Origin of the sequence: Microlunatus elymi (assembly GCF_007362775.1) — a bacterium.
Classification (GTDB): domain Bacteria; phylum Actinomycetota; class Actinomycetes; order Propionibacteriales; family Propionibacteriaceae; genus Microlunatus; species Microlunatus elymi.
Genome location: NZ_CP041692.1, coordinates 958,767 through 978,865, shown reverse-complemented (window position 1 = coordinate 978,865; position 20,099 = coordinate 958,767). Strand labels below are relative to the sequence as shown.

20 protein-coding genes are annotated in these 20,099 nt (G+C 66.2%); 15 read left to right on the top strand and 5 right to left on the bottom strand.

Annotation, left to right across the window (positions count from 1 at the left end; genetic code table 11):
- The first annotated feature begins 106 nt into the window (after positions 1-106).
- The 12 genes from FOE78_RS04300 to FOE78_RS04245 all read left to right on the top strand — a co-directional run bounded on the left by FOE78_RS04300 (position 107) and on the right by FOE78_RS04245 (position 12,367).
- Positions 107-1,183: a Dyp-type peroxidase gene (locus tag FOE78_RS04300; RefSeq protein ID WP_228266043.1), complete on the top strand. Its 1,077-nt coding sequence runs from the start codon at positions 107-109 to the stop codon at positions 1,181-1,183.
- Positions 1,183-1,980, top strand: coding sequence for a family 1 encapsulin nanocompartment shell protein (locus tag FOE78_RS04295; RefSeq protein WP_143985215.1), 798 nt, complete (start codon positions 1,183-1,185; stop codon positions 1,978-1,980). The genes FOE78_RS04300 and FOE78_RS04295 overlap by 1 nt, the downstream gene beginning before the upstream one ends.
- 19 nt (positions 1,981-1,999) lie before the next feature.
- Positions 2,000-2,521: a Rid family hydrolase gene (locus FOE78_RS24890; RefSeq protein WP_210414798.1), complete on the top strand. Its 522-nt coding sequence runs from the start codon at positions 2,000-2,002 to the stop codon at positions 2,519-2,521.
- 114 nt (positions 2,522-2,635) lie between these two features.
- Positions 2,636-4,198: a beta-N-acetylhexosaminidase gene (locus FOE78_RS04285; RefSeq protein ID WP_143985214.1), complete on the top strand. Its 1,563-nt coding sequence runs from the start codon at positions 2,636-2,638 to the stop codon at positions 4,196-4,198.
- 363 nt (positions 4,199-4,561) lie between these two features.
- Positions 4,562-5,641, top strand: coding sequence for a 3-deoxy-7-phosphoheptulonate synthase (locus FOE78_RS04280; protein ID WP_143985213.1), 1,080 nt, complete (start codon positions 4,562-4,564; stop codon positions 5,639-5,641).
- 64 nt (positions 5,642-5,705) lie between these two features.
- Positions 5,706-6,890 (top strand): pyridoxal phosphate-dependent aminotransferase, encoded by a 1,185-nt coding sequence (locus tag FOE78_RS04275; RefSeq protein WP_143985212.1) that lies wholly within the window; start codon positions 5,706-5,708, stop codon positions 6,888-6,890.
- A 4-nt stretch (positions 6,891-6,894) separates the two neighbouring features.
- Positions 6,895-7,329, top strand: a complete 435-nt coding sequence (locus FOE78_RS04270; protein ID WP_210414797.1) for a hypothetical protein — start codon at positions 6,895-6,897, stop codon at positions 7,327-7,329.
- A 108-nt stretch (positions 7,330-7,437) separates the two neighbouring features.
- Positions 7,438-8,253 carry an RraA family protein gene (locus tag FOE78_RS04265; RefSeq protein ID WP_143985211.1) on the top strand — a complete coding sequence of 272 codons (816 nt, stop codon included), beginning with the start codon at positions 7,438-7,440 and terminating at the stop codon, positions 8,251-8,253.
- 56 nt (positions 8,254-8,309) lie between these two features.
- Entirely contained in the window at positions 8,310-9,314 is a 1,005-nt protein-coding gene (locus FOE78_RS04260; protein WP_143985210.1) for a mannonate dehydratase, read from the top strand.
- Positions 9,315-9,386: 72 nt separating this feature from the next.
- Complete coding sequence (locus tag FOE78_RS04255) at positions 9,387-10,667, top strand: mandelate racemase/muconate lactonizing enzyme family protein (protein ID WP_143985209.1); 1,281 nt, start codon at positions 9,387-9,389, stop codon at positions 10,665-10,667.
- Positions 10,668-10,733: 66 nt separating this feature from the next.
- Positions 10,734-11,555, top strand: a complete 822-nt coding sequence (locus FOE78_RS04250; RefSeq protein WP_143985208.1) for an NAD-dependent epimerase/dehydratase family protein — start codon at positions 10,734-10,736, stop codon at positions 11,553-11,555.
- 26 nt (positions 11,556-11,581) lie between these two features.
- A complete protein-coding gene (locus FOE78_RS04245; RefSeq protein WP_143985207.1) occupies positions 11,582-12,367 on the top strand; it encodes an IclR family transcriptional regulator in 786 nt (261 codons plus the stop codon).
- 101 nt (positions 12,368-12,468) lie between these two features.
- Here the strand turns inward: FOE78_RS04245 and FOE78_RS04240 are convergent, their stop codons facing one another.
- The 5 genes from FOE78_RS04240 to FOE78_RS04220 all read right to left on the bottom strand — a co-directional run bounded on the left by FOE78_RS04240 (position 12,469) and on the right by FOE78_RS04220 (position 15,840).
- Complete coding sequence (locus FOE78_RS04240; protein WP_143985206.1) at positions 12,469-13,719, bottom strand: four-carbon acid sugar kinase family protein; 1,251 nt, start codon at positions 13,717-13,719, stop codon at positions 12,469-12,471.
- Between the two features lie 286 nt (positions 13,720-14,005).
- Positions 14,006-14,314, bottom strand: coding sequence for a DUF6247 family protein (locus tag FOE78_RS04235; RefSeq protein ID WP_143985205.1), 309 nt, complete (start codon positions 14,312-14,314; stop codon positions 14,006-14,008).
- A gap of 66 nt (positions 14,315-14,380) precedes the next feature.
- Positions 14,381-14,716 (bottom strand): 4Fe-4S binding protein, encoded by a 336-nt coding sequence (locus FOE78_RS04230; RefSeq protein WP_143985204.1) that lies wholly within the window; start codon positions 14,714-14,716, stop codon positions 14,381-14,383.
- Positions 14,709-15,434, bottom strand: a complete 726-nt coding sequence (locus FOE78_RS04225) for an NADH-quinone oxidoreductase subunit C (RefSeq protein ID WP_143985203.1) — start codon at positions 15,432-15,434, stop codon at positions 14,709-14,711. The genes FOE78_RS04230 and FOE78_RS04225 overlap by 8 nt, the downstream gene beginning before the upstream one ends.
- Positions 15,427-15,840 carry an NADH-quinone oxidoreductase subunit B gene (locus tag FOE78_RS04220; RefSeq protein ID WP_228266178.1) on the bottom strand — a complete coding sequence of 138 codons (414 nt, stop codon included), beginning with the start codon at positions 15,838-15,840 and terminating at the stop codon, positions 15,427-15,429. The genes FOE78_RS04225 and FOE78_RS04220 overlap by 8 nt, the downstream gene beginning before the upstream one ends.
- Before the next feature lie 211 nt (positions 15,841-16,051).
- Between FOE78_RS04220 and FOE78_RS04215 the strand changes: the two genes are divergently transcribed.
- Genes FOE78_RS04215 through rarD form a run of 3 tightly spaced genes read left to right on the top strand, consistent with a single transcriptional unit; the run spans position 16,052 to position 20,065 of the window.
- The gene (locus FOE78_RS04215) at positions 16,052-17,992 is read left to right on the top strand and encodes a 2-oxoacid:acceptor oxidoreductase subunit alpha (RefSeq protein ID WP_228266042.1); all 1,941 of its coding nucleotides are present in this window, start codon (positions 16,052-16,054) and stop codon (positions 17,990-17,992) included.
- Entirely contained in the window at positions 17,989-19,089 is a 1,101-nt protein-coding gene (locus FOE78_RS04210; protein ID WP_228266041.1) for a 2-oxoacid:ferredoxin oxidoreductase subunit beta, read from the top strand. The genes FOE78_RS04215 and FOE78_RS04210 overlap by 4 nt, the downstream gene beginning before the upstream one ends.
- 40 nt (positions 19,090-19,129) lie before the next feature.
- Positions 19,130-20,065 carry an EamA family transporter RarD gene (gene rarD, locus FOE78_RS04205; RefSeq protein ID WP_143985200.1) on the top strand — a complete coding sequence of 312 codons (936 nt, stop codon included), beginning with the start codon at positions 19,130-19,132 and terminating at the stop codon, positions 20,063-20,065.
- Positions 20,066-20,099: the final 34 nt, after the last annotated feature.

Sequence of the window (20,099 nt, the reverse complement as noted above, 5' to 3'; positions counted from 1 at the left end):
AGTCAGCCCGCTCTCGCGGCGGCAAGGGGTTGCCACACGTCGGCCGGTAATGTCTGGCTCCAGAGCATCGGTGGATGTGCAGCAACCCGACGTGAGGAGAGTGTCCGTGGCCGAAGCCCCCGTCCCGCAGCCGGTACTGGCCGGTCTGACCTCCGCAGCCGTCTTCCTCACCGCCGACATCAATCCCGGCGGGGAAGACGCCGTACGGGACGCGCTGGCCGACTTCAGTGGGCTGACGCGAGCCGTCGGCTTCCGCCGCCCCGGCGATCGTCTCGCGCCGGTGATCGGGATCGGCTCGGACGCCTACGACCGGCTCTTCGCCGGTCCCCGACCGGCCGAGCTGCACCCGTTCGCCGCGATCGAGGGTGATCGACATCGCGCGCCGGCCACCGGCGGCGACCTGCTGATGCATGTCCGCGCGGCCAGCATGGATCTGTGTTTCGAATTCGCCGCCCAGTTCACCGGCGCGCTCGGGTCGGCGATCACGATCACCGACGAGGTGCACGGCTTCCGCTACTTCGAGCAACGTGACCTGCTCGGATTCGTCGACGGCACAGAGAATCCGGACGGCACCGACGCCGAGACGGCGACCTTGATCACCGATCAGGACTCCGACTTCGCCGGCGGCAGCTTCGTGATCGTGCAGAAGTATCTGCACGATCTGGCCGCCTGGGATGCGATCTCGGTCGAGGAGCAGGAACGTGTGATCGGCCGCAGCAAGCTGTCCGACATCGAGATGGCCGACGACGTCAAGCCGCCGACTTCTCATGTGGCGTTGACATCCATCACCGACGAGGACGGCAATGATCTTGACATCGTCCGGGACAACATGCCGTTCGGGTCGATCGCCGAGGGTGAGTTCGGCACCTACTTCATCGGCTACAGCGCATCGCCGGCGGTGATCGAGCGGATGTTGATCAACATGTTCATCGGCGATCCGCCCGGCACCACAGACCGGATTCTCGATTTCTCGACCGCGTTCACCGGCGCCCTGTTCTTCGTCCCGTCCCGGGACTTCCTCGATGATCTCCCCGATCCGCCGGCCGTGATCAACTCCCGTGAGCGCGAGGAAGCTCAAGCGGGCCTGGACTCTGCGGAAAAGATCTTGGTCGGTGAGCCCGGCCCGGCACCACTTGACGACGACGACACATCACTGCGGATCGGATCTCTGAAAGGCGTCTGATGAACAATCTGCATCGCGAACTCGCTCCCATCTCCTCGGCTGCCTGGGAGGACCTGGAGACCGAGACCCGGCGTACGCTCTCACGGCATCTGGCCGGTCGCCGGGTGGTGGACGTCGACGGCCCGGACGGCCTGGAGCTGGCGGCGATCGGCACCGGCCGTCGCGAGTCGTTGCCGGAACCGTCCGCCGGGGTCGTCGCGGCCCGCCGATTGTCGGTGCCGATGATCGAATTGAAGGTGCCGTTCACCGTCGACCGGGAGGAGGTCGACGACGTCGCCCGTGGTGCGCAGGACGCCGACTGGGAGCCGGCCAAGGAGGCTGCCCGGAAGCTGGCCTTCGCCGAGGATCGACTGATCACCGACGGACTGGCGTCGGCCGGCATCAGCGGACTGCGTACCCCGGACACGGCATCGGTCCAGTTGAGCGACGACGTGATGGTGATCAACGACACCGTCGCCCGGGCGGTGAGCAAGCTGCGGCTGGCCGGCGTCGACGGCCCGTGGGCGTTGCTGCTCTCGGCCGACCTCTACACCCTGGTCTCGGAATCGTCCGACCACGGCGTACCGATCATCGATCAGGTGCAACGCGTGCTGGGCAGCGAGGGCAAGATCATCTGGGCGCCGGCGATCACCGGTGCGGTGCTGCTCAGTACCCGCGGCGGCGACTTCTCGCTGCGGCTGGGCCAGGACACCTCGATCGGCTACCACGCCCATGATCACGACACCATCGAGCTGTACTTACAGGAGTCGATCACCTTCCTGAACTTCACCCCGGAGGCGGCAGTAACGCTGCAATGATCTCAATCGCCGGCTCAGCATGGAGGAACTGCACGCGCCGATGCTGATCGATTACGAGGTCGTATCTGCCGTTCGTGGGCTGGCCCTCGGCGGCGCACTGAGCGCAGCCCGTGCCGAGGACGCGCTGACCGACTTCGATGATCTGGCGATCGAACGCTGGACGGCCAAATTCGGGACTCCGGTTGCGCGCCTTCACACTCCGACACAATCTCAGCGCCGACGACGCGGCATACGTCGCGCTGGCCGAATCGCTCGGCTGCCCGTTGATCACCCGGGACGAGCGCCGGAGACGATCCAGAGGCCACGGCGCCGACATTCAGATGCTCTGAGGGACCGGCCGTCGCAGGCCGGATTCAGCCTCGGCGACGTGATGCAGCTGCGGATCGTGACCACCGACATCGCCGCCGTGACCGCGAACTACGACGTGATCACCGAGATCCTGGCCGACGCCGACTGTCGGCCGGCCAGTCTGATGGCCGAGGTCGCCGCGCTGTCCGATCCGGCGATGATGGTGGGGATCGAGGCGCTCGCCGCGCAGTAGCTCGGCTGAGGCGTTGCGCAGTTTTGCTCGAAATCTGACGGAGTCGCGCACAGACCGCCAGTCGATCCCATTAGGCTGGGCCCGCTCCACCGCCCAGTCGAAGAGGTCTGTCCCATGTCCGAAGCACAGCAACTCGCCCTGCTCCCCCAACCGTCATCCGTCGCCACCGCTGACGGGACCTTCATCCTGACCGACGACCTGGCGATCAGCGGTCCGGCCGAATGGGCGCCGATCGTACGACGGCTGATCGGCTCCGGTACGGGGCTGGAGCTGCCGGTTGCCGATGACGGTGCATTGAAGTTGATCAAGGACGAGACGCTGTCCGCAGAGGCGTACAAGCTGTCGGTGACCGCGGACGGCATCCAGATCACCGCTGCCGACGAGCGCGGCGTCAACTGGGCCACCCAGACGTTGCGGCAACTGCTGCCGGTCGACGCCTACGCACCCGCACCGACCGGTACCCAGTTGATCATCGGCGCGGTGGAGATCACCGACGCACCCCGGTTCGCCTGGCGGGGCGTGATGCTGGACACCGGCCGGCACTTCACCCCGTACCAGGACTTGATCAACTTCGTCGACCTGCTGGCGATGCACAAGTACAACACGTTCCACCTGCACCTGACCGAGGACCAGGGCTGGCGGTTCGAGTCGAAGAAGTATCCGCAGCTGACCGAGACCTCCTGCTGGCGCAGGGAGAGCCAGAATCCCCTGTGGGAGAAGGGCGACGGCACCCCGCACGGCGGCTTCTACACTCAAGATCAACTTCGCGCGCTGGTCCGCTACGCCGGACAGCGCGGCATCACCGTGGTGCCGGAGATCGAATTCCCCGGGCACGTACTGTCGGTGCTCGCGGCGTTCCCGCAGTTCGGCAACAACCCGGACTCCGACTACGAACCGGCCACCACCTGGGGCGTCTTCCCCGAGGTGCTGAACATGTCGGATGCGGCACTGCAGTTCGCCTTCGACATCTGGGAAGAAGTGCTCGACATCTTTCCCAGCAAGTACATCCACGTCGGCGGCGACGAGTGCCCTCGCGTCGAATGGCAGCAGAGTGAGGCGGCCCGGCAGCTCGCCGCCGACCGCGGACTGCCCGATGTTGATCATCTGCAACGCTGGTTCACCGAGCAGCTCCGGGACTGGCTGGCCGAACGCGGCCGGCAACTGGTCGGCTGGGACGAGATCAACGACGAGGGCATCCTCGACGGCGCGGTCACGATGGCCTGGCGGGACGAGAAGTACGGCGTTGCCGCGGCCAAGGGCGGACTGCCGGTGGTGATGTCGCCGGTCAGCAAGACCTACTTCGACTACTACCCCGACAGCGGCCGGGACGAGCCGTACAGCATCGGCAACTTGATCACCACCGAGCGGGCCTACAGCCTGGACCCGACCGACGGCATCCCGGCCGAGCTCCATGATCAAGTTCTGGGCACCCAGTGCCAGCTGTGGACCGAGTACATGCCGACCATGCGCCGAGTCCAGTACATGGCCTTCCCGCGGGCTTGCGCCCACAGCGAGGCCGCCTGGTCCGAGCCGGAGAACCGTGACTGGACCGACTTCTCGACCCGGCTGCAGGGACACCTCAAGCGGCTGGACCTGCTCGGTGTCAACTACCGCCCCGAATCCGGGCCGCACCCCTGGCAGCGCGGTGGCACCGGCCTCTGGGAGCGCCCAAACTGACCCTGCGACCAGCACGGCCGGGCGTACCCTCCGGCCCATCGTTGCCTTCCCGCGCACCGTTGTTACTCCCGCGCAAGTACTTACCTGCGCGCGAGCACCGACGGTGCGCGGGAACTGGATCAGCGGTTTCGTAGGTGCGCGGGAATGGGACGTGCGGCGTAGATCGGTTGCGGGCGGCGGGGATTGGGCTAAGCTTCGGCGCGTGACTCGTCGTTGGTATTTCTACTTCGCGTTGGCTCTGGAGGGGCCGGCGTCGCGGTAGCACACGACCTCACACCCTTCCAGAGCCAACGGGACCAGGATTCTCCTGGTCCTTTGCCATGTCAGGCGGGCTCGGAAGACGGTCCGCCGGAGAGGACCACCATGACGGCCACCATCGCCGAGCCGGCAACCGATCGACACGTCCGCCAGTTCGAACCGCTGTCACCGCCATCGCAGTTGCTGGACGAGCTGCCGGCATCCGTCGCGGCGGCGACCGTCGTCGAGCGCGGCCGGGCCGAGATCGCCGACGTGCTGTCCGGAGTTGATCATCGGCTGTTGATCATCGTCGGACCGTGCTCGGTACACGACCCGGCGGCAGCCCTCGACTACGCGCATCGCCTGCGGGGGTTGGCCGATCGGCTGAATGATGATCTTGTCGTGGTGATGCGCAGCTACTTCGAGAAACCTCGTACGACGGTCGGCTGGAAGGGCTTGATCAACGATCCGCACCTGGACGGCAGCCACGACATCGCCGCGGGCTTGAGGATGGCGCGACAGTTCCTGCTCGACGTCGGTGAGCTCGGCCTGCCGACCGCGACCGAGTTGCTGGAGCCGATCACTCCGCAGTACGTCGCCGACCTGATCAGCTGGGCGGCGATCGGCGCGCGTACGACCGAAAGCCAGATCCACCGGCAGCTCGCCTCCGGGTTGTCGATGCCGGTCGGTTTCAAGAACGGCACCGACGGAGACGTCCAACTGGCGGTCGACGGCTGCCTGGCCGCGGCCGCACCGCAGTCCTTCCTCGGCATCGACGGCTCGGGCCGGGCCGCGCTGGTGCGCACCACCGGCAATCCGGACGCCCACGTCGTGCTGCGCGGCGGCCGGTCGGGCCCCAACTACGGTCCCGGCCCGGTGGCTGCGGCGTCGGCGCTGGCCGCCGATGCCGGCATCACCCCTCGATTGGTGGTCGATGCCAGCCACGCCAACTCCGGCAAAGATCATCTTCGCCAGGCCGAGGTCGCTCGGGACCTGGCCGGTCAGATCGCCGACGGTTCACCGGTGATCGCCGGCGTGATGTTGGAGAGCTTCCTGGTCGAGGGCTCACAGGCTCTCGACGTCACCGCCCGGCGGCCGCTCACCTACGGTCAGAGCGTCACCGATGCGTGTTTCTCCTGGGAGACAACCGAGGACCTGCTCACGGATTTGGCGACGGCCAACCGGAAGCGCAACGCCGCGGGCTGACTCGAGAATTCTGCGACCTGATACGTCCCGACGGACGTCGAGTCGCATCTGGTAAGCAGTTCTCATGCACGCACAGTCGCCGGCAGCCCGAAGTCTCGATCATCCGTTGGTGGAACGCATGCGCGCGTTCGGCACCACCATCTTCGCCGAGATGTCGGCGCTCGCGGTGGAGACCGGATCGATCAATCTGGGACAGGGATTCCCCGACACCGACGGTCCGGTCGAGGTCCTTGACGCCGCCGTCCGGGCCATCCGGGAGGGACACAACCAGTACCCGCCGGGCCGCGGTGTCCCGGACTTGCGGCAGGCCATCGCAGATCATCAGCGGGCCTACTACGACCTGGACTACGACCCGGATCGCGAGGTGCTGGTGACCGCCGGCGCCACCGAGGCGATCACCGCTGCCATCCTGGCGTTGTGCGAACCGGGCGACGAGGTGATCGCGTTCGAGCCGACCTACGACTCGTACGCGGCGTCCATCGCAATGGCCCACGCCGTGCTCAAACCGGTCCGGCTGGACGGGCCGGATTTCGATCTTGATCTTGATCGGCTGCGGGCCGCGGTGACCGACAGGACCAGGATCTTGTTGATCAACAGTCCGCACAATCCCACCGGCCGCGTGCTCACCGAGACCGAGCTGTCCGGGATCGCGGAGCTGGCGATCGAGCGGGACCTGATCGTGATCACCGACGAGGTGTACGAGCATCTCGCCTTCGAAGGCGTGCATCGGCCGCTCGCCACCTTCGACGGGATGCGGGAGCGTACGGTCCAGATTTCCTCAGCAGGCAAGACACTCTCGGTCACCGGTTGGAAGATCGGCTGGGTCTGTTCGACGCCGGAGTTGATCACCGCGGTGACCACGACCAAGCAGTTCCTCACCTACGTCAGTGGCGGCCCGTTCCAGTACGCGGTGGCCGAGGCGCTGCGGCTGCCGCCGGAGCGGATCGCCGAGGTGACCGAACGGCTGCGTAGCGGTCGTGATCAACTTCGCGAGGGACTGACCGCGGCCGGATTGACGCCGTTTCGCTGCCAGGGCAGCTATTTCCTCACCGTGGACGTGGCCGAGCTCGGCTACGCCGACGGCGTCGACTTCTGCCGCGACCTGCCGAAGAAGGCCGGCGTGGTCGCCGTACCGAGCCGGGTCTTCTACCTCGATCCCGGCCCGGCGATGACCTACGTACGCTTCGCCTTCTGCAAACGTCCAGAACTGCTGGCCGAGGCAAGCAATCGACTGGCGGCGCTGGCCTGACGCGATGAGCTACGACCTGGCGATCTGGGAGGGCGGGCGGCCGGAGACCGACGCCGAGGCAACTCGTGTCTACGAACAACTGGCCGAGCGGATGTACGACGGCGATCCGCCGTCTGAGCGGATCCGCGGCTACGTCGAGGCGCTGCTGCAACGCTGGCCCGAGGACCAGGAAAGCGAAGACGTTCCCTGGTCGGACGGGCCACTGATCGGCAACGCGTCCGGCGGCTGGATCTACTTCGGCATTCGGCCGGCACGGGCAGACGAGGTGGCCACGTACGCGGCCGAGCTCGCCCAGCAGCACGGTCTGGTCTGCTACGACCCACAGGAGGCGGCGCTGCGGCCGCCGAGCTGGGCGCTCGACGCCGACGAGAGCGACGGCCCGCCGCACTCGTCTCGCGGCTGGTTGAACTGGCTGCGGAACACCCTGTTCGGCCGCTGACTCGGACCGCAGAAGTTCGTCGTGATGCTTGACGACAGCGGCCATCAGTTGCAGTATGAACAACGCAGTTGCACTTCACGCAACTCTTTCCCCGCTCAAGGATGCGCGATGCTTCTTACTCCCCAGCAGGTTGTCGAGCTCACTCCGACGTGGGCAGGTGACCGATCCTCCGACGGCCGGCCGCTGGTGCCGGACGCTCACCTGAACGCACTGGCCGATGCGACGGCCGAGCACGCCTGGTCCGTCCTGGACCGCAACGGCTACCCGCAGCAGTACGTCGGCGGCTGGACACAATCCAAGCCTGGAAGGGCTTTCGTCGGACGCGCGGTCACCTGCGCCTTCGTGCCGTACCGGCCAGATCACAACCAGGCAGTCGTCGAGGACGGGCGCAAACACGGCTTCACCGTCGGCGAGCGCCAGAACACCTGGGTGATCGAATCCCTGTCCAGCGGCGACTGTCTGGTCGTCGACATCTTCTCCAAGGTCTTCAACGGCACCGTGGTCGGCGACAATCTCGGCACCGCGGTCGCCTCCAGGACCGGCGTCGGCGCCGTCATCGACGGCGGCGTCCGCGACCTCACCGGGCTGCGCGAACTGGAGGCCAACTTCTACTTCCGCGACACCGATCCGTCACCCATCCGGCAGGTCGTGCTGAGCTCGATGAACGGCGCGGTGATGATCGGCGGCACCACCGTGCTGCCCGGCGACGTCGTGCTCGGCACCGAACTCGGCGTCACCTTCATCCCGCCGCAGCTGGCCGCTCAGGTCGCCGACGAGAGTCGGCGGACCAGCCATCGCGACACGTTCGGCAAGCAGCGCCTGGCCGAACGCGTCTACACCACCACCGAGATCGACGTCGGCACCTGGGCCGATCACATCGAGGCCGACTACCAGCAATGGTCGGTCGACCACCCGATCCGCTGACGCGTCGGTCAAGCGCCGGCTGGACGACTTTCAAGATCAACGAAGGAATCAGATCGATGAAGATCGCAGAAATCCTGCCCGGCGATCAGCCGGGCAGCCCGCTGTGGCATCTGATGTTGCAAGCCGGCGTCACCGACGCCGTAGGAACGCTTCCGCCGGTCAGCAAGATCAACACCGGGGAGGGTGATGCGCCGTGGGACTACCTGCCGCTCCAGCGGCTGAAGGATGCGTACAACAGGTTCGGCTTCGAACTCGGCGTGATCGAGTGGCGCCCGCCGTTGAACCGTGCCAAACGCGGCCTGCCCGGCCGTGACGACGAGATCGACGCCGTGTGCGCCCTGCTGAGAAGCATGGGCCGTCTGGGCATTCCGGTCTGGTGCTACGAGTGGATGACGGACCGGAACTGGGTCCGCACCAGCACCTCCACGCAGGCCCGCGGCGGGTCGCTGGTGACCGGTTTCGATCGCGATGTCTTCGAGGCCGGGCCGCCGAGCGCGGATCCGATCTCGGAAGATCAACTCTGGGACAACCTCGAGTACTTCCTTCGTCGAGTGGTCCCGGTTGCCGAAGACGCCGGCGTACGTCTGGCCATGCATCCCGACGATCCGCCGGTCTCGCCCCTGGGCGGAATCGGCCGCATCATGTCGAGCCTCGACGGGTATCGGCGGCTCCTGCAGACGGTGCCGAGCCCGATGAACGGCATCACCTTCTGCCAAGGCAACTTCCGGCTGATGACCGACGATCTTCCCGCTGCGATCCGCGAACTCGGAGCCGACGGCAAGATCTTCTTCATCCATTTCCGCGATGTCGAAGGAAACACCGATCACTTCACCGAGACCTGGCACGACGCCGGCCCGACCGACATGTACGCCTGCATCAAGGCGTACCGGGACATCGGCTTCGACGGGCTGATGCGCTGTGATCATGTTCCGAACATGTACGGCGAGCCGACCACGAACGTCGGCTACGGCACGCTCGGTCGCCTGTACGCAGTCGGATACATGCGCGGGCTGATCGAAGCCGCGACCCGGGATCGCGTCCCGCAGCCGGCCGCAGTCTGACGCAACCGCGCGAATCCCCTACTCCACAAGTCGAATCCCACTCAAGATGGCCAGCGCGCCGACAGGATGATCATGACCACGGACACCACAACCCCCACCGAGCAGAACGTCAACACGGCGTCCCGGCCCAGCCAGCTGCGGATCACCGACATGAAGATCACCAACCTGGTCGGTGTGCCGTTCCGATCGTCGATCATCCGGCTGGAGACCAACCAGGGCATCGTCGGCTACGGCGAGGTCCGCGACGGCGCCAGTGCGAGCTACGCACTGCTGCTGAAGAGCCGCCTGATCGGCGAGAACCCGTGCAATCTGGACAAGATCTTCCGCAAGATCAGACAGTTCGGCTTCCACGGCCGGCAAGGCGGCGGCGTCTGCGGGATCGAGATGGCGCTGATGGACCTGGCCGGCAAGGCGTACGGAGTGCCGGCCTACGCACTGGTCGGCGGCAAGTTCCGGGATCGGGTCCGCTGCTACGCCGACACCCCGACCGAGCTCGATCCGCAGACCATGGGCGCTCGGCTGCTGGAACGGCGCAGCCGCGGTTTCACCATGCTGAAGATGGATGTCGGCATCAACCTGCTCCGCAACACACCCGGCACCCTGATCGCCCCGGACGGTGCCTTCGAAGATGACGACCTGATGCATCCGTTCACCGGCATCCAGGTCACTCAGAAGGGCGTCGAACAACTGGCCGCCTTCGTCGAGGAAGTGCGCTCGATCGTCGGCTACGACATCGCCCTGGCAGCTGATCATTTCGGCCACATCGCCCTCGACTCCTGCATCCGGATCGGCCGCGCGCTCGAGCCGTACACGCTGGCCTGGATCGAGGATTTGATTCCGTGGCAGTTCACCGATCAGTGGCGGCAACTGACCGAGGCGGTCGCGGTGCCGACCTGCACCGGCGAGGACATCTACCTGGCCGAGAATTTCGAGCCCCTGCTGGCCGCCGAGGCGATCCGCATCGTCCATCCCGATCCGGCGACGTCGGGCGGCATCGCCGAGACCAAGCGGCTGGGCAACCGGGCCGAGGAGAAGGGCATCGCGATGGCCCTGCATCTGGCCGCCTCGCCGGTGGCAACCATGGCCAGCGTGCATCTGGCCGCGGCAACCCACAACTTCCTTGCCCTGGAACACCATGCCGCGGATGTGCCGTTCTGGAATGATCTTGTCACCGGGCTGCCGAATCCAATCATCCACGACGGCCACATTGACGTACCGGACAAGCCAGGACTCGGCTTCGACGACGTCAACGAGGAGTTGTTTGCCGAGCATCTGGATCCTCGCGCGCCGCTGCTCTTCGCCGACACCGCCGAATGGGACAACGAGCACGCCCATGATCGCCTGTGGAGCTGATCGCTGTTCGGAAGTCATCAGCCTTGCTCAACCTCTCTTGATCAACTTCAGCTTCCCGGAGTCGCGATGAAGATCATGATCACCGGGGCGCAGGGGCGGCTCGGCCGTGTGGTCACCCGTACGGCCGCCGACCTCGGACACCAGGTGCTGGCCTGCGATCGGGTTGCCCCGGACGGCGTCGTCGATCTCGGCGGCCCGGTCGAGACCGTACGGCTCGATGTCGCCGACTTCGATGCGGTACGGGACGCGATCAGCGGGATCGATGCCGTCGTGCACTGCGCGGCGATAACCCAACCGCTCGATCACCCCTGGCACCAGGTGCACAGCCAGAACGTCATCGGCTCCTACAACGTGCTGCTGGCCGCTGCCCTCGAGGGCGTCGAACGGGTGACCGCGATGTCGAGCGTGAACGCCGTCGGCGGTGTCTTCAGCCGCAGTCCGCGATTCGACTACTTCCCTGTGGACACAGCACATCCGAGCTACGCCGAGGACCCGTACAGCCTGTCGAAGCTGATCCTCGAGGAGCAGGCTCGGTCCGTCGCCCGGCGATTCCCGCAAACCGCGATCGCCTGCCTGCGGCTACATGCCTTGCAGGACAGGGAACCCCGGCTCGCGGCCGTCCGGAGCCGACCCGATCGAGCCGCCGCGGACCTGTGGGGCTACACACCGATCGAGGATGCCGCTCGGCTGTGTCTGACAGTGATCGACTCCGACCTGAGCGGAGCCGAGGTGTTCTACGCCGTTGCCCGGCAAACGGCCAGCGAGGTGCCGAGCGAGGAACTGCATCGGCGCTACTTTCCGCAGGTGCCGTTGCGGCGTCCACTCCGAGGGCATGATTCCTTCTACGACTCGTCAGTGGCCGCCGAACGATTCGGCTGGGACGCTTGACCCGATCGCGACCAGAGGATGGACCCATGTCCGACAGGAAGCTCCCCGACGAGGCGACGGACGGCTCGGCCAGCAAGCAGACCTCCTCCCTGAAGCGTGGACTGGCCGCCCTCGAACTGGTCGCCCAGGCCGGCGAACGCGGCGTCACCGTCACCGAGGTCGCAGCACAGCTGGGTCTGGACAAGTCATCCGGATCACGGATCCTGGCTACCCTGCGGGAGGCGGGTTACGTCCGCCAGGATCTCGATCGCCGCTATCTGTCGACCCCGCAGCTGGCCAAGCTCGCCCACCGACGTCCCGGTGTCCAGGACGTTGCGGCGTTGGCGCGTGATCGTCTGGAACTGCTGCACGCAATCCACGACGAGGCCATCCACCTGGCCGTGGTGAACGGCGGCGAGATGCTGTTCCTGGACTACCTGCAGACCACCAAGGCGGTCCGCACCGAGATCCCGATGGTGCCTCGGCCGATTCATGAGGTGGCGGTCGGGATCGCGGTGCTGGCCGCAGTTGATCATGACGAACGAGCCCAGCTGATGCGCGAGTCGATGGCGGTCGAGGACGTCCGGCTGAGCCGTAGCGAACGGGTCGAACTGTCCGCCCAGATCGAACGGGCTCAGGAACTCGGCTGGGCGACCATCGAACACGGCGACGACATCACCCGGGTCGCGGTAGCTCTGGTCGATGCGGACGCCCGGCCGATCGGTGCCATCTGCATGTCCGGTCCGAGCTACCGGATCGATCCGGTGCTGGACTCGATCGCGGCCGACACCATCGCCGCCGCCGCGGACATCAGCGCCCTGCTCCCCCGCTGAGCGCCAACCGTTCGCGAACACAACCACCCGCGCAAACCGGCGAATCGCCCCCTCCTGGCGGGCAAATCCCGCCATCAGCGGGCGATATTGTTCGCGAGGTCTCAGTGCCCGGTCAGTCCCAGCGCCGCCAGCACGTCGATCAGAGTTTCCGGTCCGCCGACGTTGCCCGGCACCACCACGTAGCGGATCGATCGGCCGCTGCGGCTCTCCAGCTGCCACACCGAGACACCGGTGAGCACCTGGCCGAGCACCATCGCCGAACGCGCACCAAGACCGGTCCTCGCCACCTCCGCCGAGGTGATGCCACCCTTGGCGATCACCACGTCGGCCCGGTCCCCGAGTTGATCAACGGCGGTGGTCAGCGCCGTCATCACCTTCTCGCCATGATCAAGAGTGGAGTCGGTGGAGCGCCGGATCCGATCACTCGCGATGATCGCCAGCTGCCGGCGATCCAGTTGCCTGGAAGCGATCTCGGCCACCGCACGCCCTGCCACCTCGGGCTGCTGCAACGCTCGATCGGTGTCGACCACGGCCGGATCGCCCCAGACCTTGATCACTTCGCCGAGCTGGGCGGTGGCTCCGGCGGTGTGCGATCCGCAGACCAAAAGGGTCGGCGCCGGCTCGCTGATCAAGGGCCGATCGAGCAGTCCGGTGCTGGTGACGCCGGCCAGCGCCGCGGCCAGCGGTGCGGCGGATCTGATCACCACGGTCCGCCCTTGTGCCTCGGCGTCGTCGATCGCCCGGGCGATCGCCTCGATGTCGTCTTGATCAACAACATCCGGCAGGATCACCGAGCCCGGCTCGGAGTTGATCATGATCTTGGTCAGCTCACCGGTTCGTACTGCGGCCAGGTCGACCGGGACCGGCGTCCTGGTCGACTTCTCCCGTACGTAGTCGGCCAGATTCCCTGTGGAGAAACCGAAAACAGGATCCTGCGCATACTCGGTCTGACCCGCCGGCACCTCCTGATCACCGATCCGTACGTAGTGCACGCCGTCGCGGGTGGTCCGGCCGCCGGCCGGAAACGCCGGCACGAAGATCATCACCGCGTCGTCGTGAAGGAACTGCTCGGTCTCGGCAAACACGTGTCCGCGCAACGTCGAGTCGCCGCGCAGCACGAACCGCACCGAGTCGTCGAGTCGGCGCGCAGCTTCCTCACCGTCGTGGCGTATCCGCCGTACCAACCCAATCGCGGCGTCCTCGTGCAGGGCACGGCTGTTGGTCTGTACGTACACGCTGTCGGCTTCGGTCAATGCCGCCGTCAACAGGTCGGCATCGCTGTCCAGCAACACCTTGACGCCGGTCGCCGACTGCGTGCCCGTCGGGTCATCATCCAGAACGATCGTCTTCACCGGCCCACCCAACCACGAAGCGATCGGCCGAGCCAGAACACCCGGATCAACTCCACGCGTCGCTGATCCTCCAGCACGCGATAGATCACCATTCCGGCGCCGCGGCCGAAGCTCATCGCGCGCATGTTCGAGTCGGGGCGCCCACTCCGGTATGGGACTCCATTCCAGGGTGCGACCTCAAGGTCCGCGATCACCTCTGCATACGCAAGCTGCGCCTCGCGGTTGAAGACAGCCAACGCGTCCAGGACTTGGTCGTCTGCCCCCGACGTGATACATCAAAGCCTAGCTATATTCCGAGCCGTCGACGCGTCTCTTCCCACGGTTCTGTCGGAACGTGTTCGCCGGCATTCAGCTTGCGCGCCGTCTCGAGCATTCGGCGATGCGACTGCGGGTCCAGCGACGACACCGCAACCGGATACCACCGCTGAACGAAGTCGTTGACGCCGTTCAGGTCGTACGACGCGGTCGCTTCGCTCATCACCTGATGAAACTCGGCATCGAACTCGTCCAGGTCTTCCGGCAGCAGACATGCGCGTATTCCAGCCGGAGTCTTGTCCGGCCAAGTCGGCCGCGGGTCGTGCGACTGCGCTGACATGGCGCCATCGTAGGCCCCAGGTCAGACAAGACTTTCGTGGATCTGGACGGGTTTTGCCGCCACAGCTCAGCGCAGATCCTCGATCTCGTGTACGAGGCCGGCCGGGCTCGGCTGACCGGCGACCGGTTCGGCTGCCCACTCCAGGGCGTCGAACGGGCACTCCTCGACGCAGATCCCGCAGAACATGCACAGCGACCAGTCGATGGCGAAGCGATCGAGCACGTTCGTCGTCCGCTCCCGCGCCCCCGGCGGCAGATCCGCAATCGGCTCGGTGTGGGAGTCGATGCTGATGCACCAACTGGGACACTCGCGAGCACAGATCATGCAGGAGGTGCAGTTCTCCTCGATCAGCTTGATCGCGCCATGATCAACATCGTTGGTCGACGCCGGCAGATCACTCATCGCCCACTCCCGGGGATCCGCCCCAAGGGTCCCGAGCCCGTCGAAGGACCGGACCTCGCCCACCCGAACCCGTTCTCCTGCGACGAACCCGCCCACCCACCGCGGACTCGGCCACCTCGGCCGGATCGGGCTCAGCCGCGGACGGATCGCGATCGCCCCAGACCTCCGGTTCCGGTACCCCGGGCGGCACCATCCGCCGCCGACTCGGCGCACCACCGGGCTCCTTGGCGCCCGGCCAGTCGACCCCCGAGCGAGCGGCGAGTACGGCGTCCTTGCGCAGCGGTGCGCCGACGAAGTCGTCGGCCAGCAGCAGTCGCCTCGGGTCGCCGCCGGTGAACGTGATCGCGAACAGCTCGGCCGACTCGCGCTCGTGCCAGCCCGCACCGGCGAAGATGTCGGCGATGCTGTCCAGGCGCGGATCCTCGCGGGGGACGGACGTACGGAGTCGGATCGCCCGCGGCCCGGCCTCGCCCCGATCGACCAACCGCAAGACCACCTCAAAGGTGTTGGCGCGGCCGATCTGGTCAACCGCACCGAGCCAGTCGAAGAAGCAGTAGCCGTCCTGCTTCGCCGCGGCCACCGCCGTACGCCAGTCGGTCGGGTCGATCTTTCGGAGCTCGTCGTCAAGAGGGTTGGGTGCGGCCTGTTGCGTTCCCGATTCATCGACAACCTCAGGCCCATCGGCGTGGGTTCTCGCCCGTTCGGTGAAGTCAGACATCGGCGCGCTCGGTGAGCTCGGCGACGGTCCGGTTCAAGGCGTCCGGTGGCGGCGGGCAGCCCGGGACGTAGGCGTCGACTGGGGTGAGTTGGTCGATGCCTTTGGTCACCGCGTACGAGTCCCAGTACGGGCCACCGGCCGAGGCGCAGGCCCCGAAGGAGACGACCTTGGCCTCGGGCACCGCACGGCGTACCCGGTCGATGATGGCCAGCACTGGATCGGTCAGCCGGTCGGTGACCGTGCCGGAAACAACCACCACGACACGAGAATGTGGCGGCACTTCCTCCGGCGTCAGATCGACCGCGGTCCGAGCGCCGGCGGCCGCCTCGAATTCGAGGGTGCAGCAGGCCAGCCCGATGTCGACCACGTAGGTCGACCCGTCGCCGTACCAGTCCCAGAACTGCATCCCCGCCACCCCTCAGACCCTACCGACGAGCCCGGGCAAGACGTGACCACTCTCACGGGACCTCGGGTTGATGTTCAAGTTTGATTGAGGTTTAGGCTGGGCGATGACCGCTCTCCGGACGACGGTGCTCGGCGCGGTAGGCGGCCCTTACTATGGATCGGGTTGCCCGACAACCCTCCAGCACAGCACGAGCGCCACCAGGAAGGCTCCCTTGTCCTCAGCAACTTCCGACCGCGAGGTCAACGGCAACCAGGTGTTGACCCTGGACCGCGTCGTTATTCGCTTCGCCGGCGACTCAGGCGACGGCATGCAGCTCACCGGCGACCGCTTCACCGCTGAGACCGCGATCTTCGGCAACGACATCTCGACCCTGCCGAACTTCCCGGCCGAGATCCGGGCTCCTGCCGGGACCATTCCGGGTGTCTCCAGCTTCCAGCTGCACTTCGCCAACTACGACATCGTCACCCCCGGCGATCGACCGGACGTGCTGGTCGCGATGAACCCGGCCGCGTTGAAGGCCAACGTCGGTGATCTTGTCCGTGGCGGCGTGATCATCGCCGACACCGCGGACTTTACCAAGCGCAACCTGGCCAAGGTGGGCTATGCATCCAATCCGCTGGAGGACGACTCGCTGGCCGACTACCAGGTGCACGCCTTCGATCTGACCGGGATGACCACCGAGGCGGTCAAGGAGTTCGGCCTCACGCGCAAGGACGCCGGTCGCAGCAAGAACATGTTCGCTCTCGGTCTGCTCTCCTGGCTGTATCACCGGCCCACTGAGGGCACGGTTTCCTTCCTGGAAAGCAAATTCGCCACCAAACCGGATATCCGCGACGCCAACATCAAGGCGTTCCAGACCGGGTACGCGTTCGGCGAGACCACCGAGGTGTTCGCCTACAGCTACGAGGTCGCGCCGGCTCCGATGCCGAAGGGCACCTACCGGCAGGTCTCCGGCAACCTGGCCCTGGCGTACGGGTTGATCGCCGGTGCCCACAAGGCGGGCTTGCCGCTGTTCCTCGGCGCCTACCCGATCACACCGGCCTCCGATGTGCTGCACGAGTTGAGCAAGCACAAGCGTTTCGGCGTGACCACGTTCCAGGCCGAGGACGAGATCGCCGGCGTCGGCGCCGCGTTGGGTGCCAGCTTCGCCGGGCATCTGGGTGTCACCACCAGCTCCGGTCCGGGCATTGCGCTGAAGATGGAGACCATCGGTCTGGCCGTGATGACCGAGTTGCCGTTGATCGTCTGCGACATCCAACGCGCCGGACCGTCCACCGGTATGCCGACCAAGACCGAGCAGGCCGACCTGCTGCAGGTGCTGTTCGGCCGCAACGGCGAGGCGCCGGTGCCGGTGCTGGCCGCACAGTCCCCCTCGGACTGCTTCGACATCGCGGTGGAGGCGGCCCGGATCGCGGTCAAGTACCGGACCCCGGTGATCGTCCTGTCCGACGGCTACCTGGCCAACGGCGCCGAACCGTGGCAGGTCCCTGACCTGTCGGCGATCGAGCCGATCGATCCGGATTTCGCCACCGGCCCGAATGTGACCAAGGACGGTCAGGAGATCTTCCACCCCTACCATCGCGATCCGCAGACGCTGGCGCGGCCGTGGGCGATCCCCGGGACCGCCGGACTGGAGCATCGGATCGGCGGCATCGAGAAGTCCAAGGAGACCGGCAACATCTCCTACGACCCGGCCAACCACGACGAGATGGTGCGGATCCGCCAGGCCAAGATCGACGGCATCGTGCAGGACATCCCCGACATCGAGGTGGACGACCCGAGCGGTGACGCCGACGTGCTGGTGCTGGGCTGGGGTTCGACCTTCGGCCCGATCACTGCCGCGGTACGCCGGGTCCGCGCGACCGGCCGGCAGATCGCACAGGCACATCTGCGGCATCTCAACCCGTTCCCGGCCAACCTCGGCCAGGTGCTGAAGAGCTACCGACGAGTGATCGTGCCGGAGATGAATCTCGGCCAGTTGGCGCTGCTGCTGCGCGGCACCTACCTGGTCGACGTGCATTCCTATTCTCGAGTACGTGGGTTGCCGATTTCCCTGTCGGAGTTGGCCATTGACCTGCAGACCGAGATCGACGAACTGGCCCAGAGCCAGTCACCCGATCGAAGCAATACATCCGTGGGAGCGAACGCGTGAGCGTCGAGATCAAGACCACCACCAACGGTCACCGCAATGGTGATCATGGACCGTCCGGCCTGGCCGGGGTGCCACTGGCGCTGGAACCGCTGAACCGCAAGGACTTCACCAGTGATCAAGAAGTCCGCTGGTGCCCGGGCTGCGGCGACTATGCGGTGTTGTCGGCGTTCCAGGGTTTCATGCCCGAGGCCGGCATCAAACGCGAGAACACCGTGATCATCTCCGGCATCGGATGTTCCTCGCGATTCCCTTACTACGTTGACTCGTACGGGATGCACTCGATCCACGGTCGGGCGCCGGCCATCGCCACCGGCGTGGCCACCGCTCGTCCCGATCTTGGTGTCTGGGTGGTGACCGGTGACGGCGACGCGCTGTCGATCGGTGGCAACCACCTGATCCACGCGCTGCGCCGCAACGTGAACTTCACCATCCTGTTGTTCAACAACCGGATCTACGGTCTGACCAAGGGCCAGTACTCGCCGACCTCGGAGTTGGGCAAGATCACCAAGTCGACGCCGATGGGGTCGCTGGACAACCCGTTCAACCCGTTGTCGCTGGCGCTCGGTGCGGAGGCGACCTTCGTCGCGCGGACCATCGATTCGGACCGCAAGCATCTGACCGCGATGCTGAAGGCTGCCGCCGATCATCGTGGGGCGTCGTTCATCGAGATCTACCAGAATTGCCCGATCTTCAACGACGACGCGTTTTCGGCGGTGAAGGAGAAGGACAGCAAGGCCGAGGCGATCATCCCGCTGACTCACGGCGAGCCGATCCTGTTCGGCGTCGACAACCGGCTGGGTGTTGTCCGTGATCGGCAGACCGGCGAGGTCATGGTCGCGGAGGTGGCCGAAGTGGGTCTGGAGAACGTGCTGGTGCACGACGAGCACAACCCCGATCCGACCTACGCGTTCGCACTGTCCCGACTGACCACGCCGGGGGTGCTGGAGCGGGCACCGATCGGCATCTTCCGCAGCGTCGGCGCGCCGGTGTACGACGATCTCGCCCGGGACCAGGTGGCCGAGGCGCAGCAGAAGCCGCACGACAGCGACGCGCTGCAGCAATTGATCAGCGGCAAGGACACCTGGACCGTCGCTTGATCAAGATCATCAACACCGGCCGGCACGGAGGGTCCTGAGCTTGTCGAAGGACCAAACTCAACGCGGGATCCTTTACGGGCTTGGCGCCTACGGCATCTGGGGCCTGGTGCCGTTGTTCTGGAACCTGGTCAAGAGCGCCTCCGCGCTGGAGATCCTGGCGATGCGGATGGTCTGGTCGCTGGTGTTCGCGATCGTGCTGGCGCTGATCGTGTTGCCGCGCGGCTGGTTCCGCAAGGTCGCAACCCGACGCAACCTGTTCATGTTGGCGGCAGCGGCCGTCCTGGTGTCGGTCAACTGGGGTGTCTACATCTGGGCGACCACCCACGGCCACGTGACCGAGACGGCACTGGGCTATTACATCAACCCGATCTTCTCGATCTTGGTCGGCGTCTTCGTTCTGCATGAACGGCTGCGTCGCTGGCAGTGGCTCGCGGTTGGCATCGCCGCCGCAGCCGTGGTCGTGCTCACCGTGGAATACGGTCAGCTGCCCTGGATCGCACTCACCCTGGCGGTCAGCTTCGGCACCTACGGACTGCTGAAGAACCTTGTCCACAAGGGCGCGGTCGAGACGCTGGTGATCGAGTCCGGCTTCATGTTCCTGCCGGCGACGGCGTACTTGGTCTTCCTGCAGGTCACCGGTGGGCTGACCTTCGGCCACCAGGGCTGGGTGCACAGCCTGCTGCTGGCCGCCGGTGGGCTGGTCACCCTGATCCCGCTGCTGCTCTTTGCCGCCGCAGCGACCCGGATCCCGTTGAGCACCATCGGCCTGTTGCAATACATCACCCCGACAACGCAGTTCCTGCTCGGCGTGCTCTACTTCGGCGAGCAGATGCCGCCCGGTCGTTGGATCGGCTTCGGCCTGGTCTGGATCGCCCTGATGATCTTGACCGTCGGCACGTTGATCACCGTACGCCAACGGCGCCGTAACACGGCCCAGGTGACCCGAGCCGCCGAGCAGATCACCGAGCCGAGCTGATCACCGCCTACGGTCCCGCACCCGAACTTTTCCG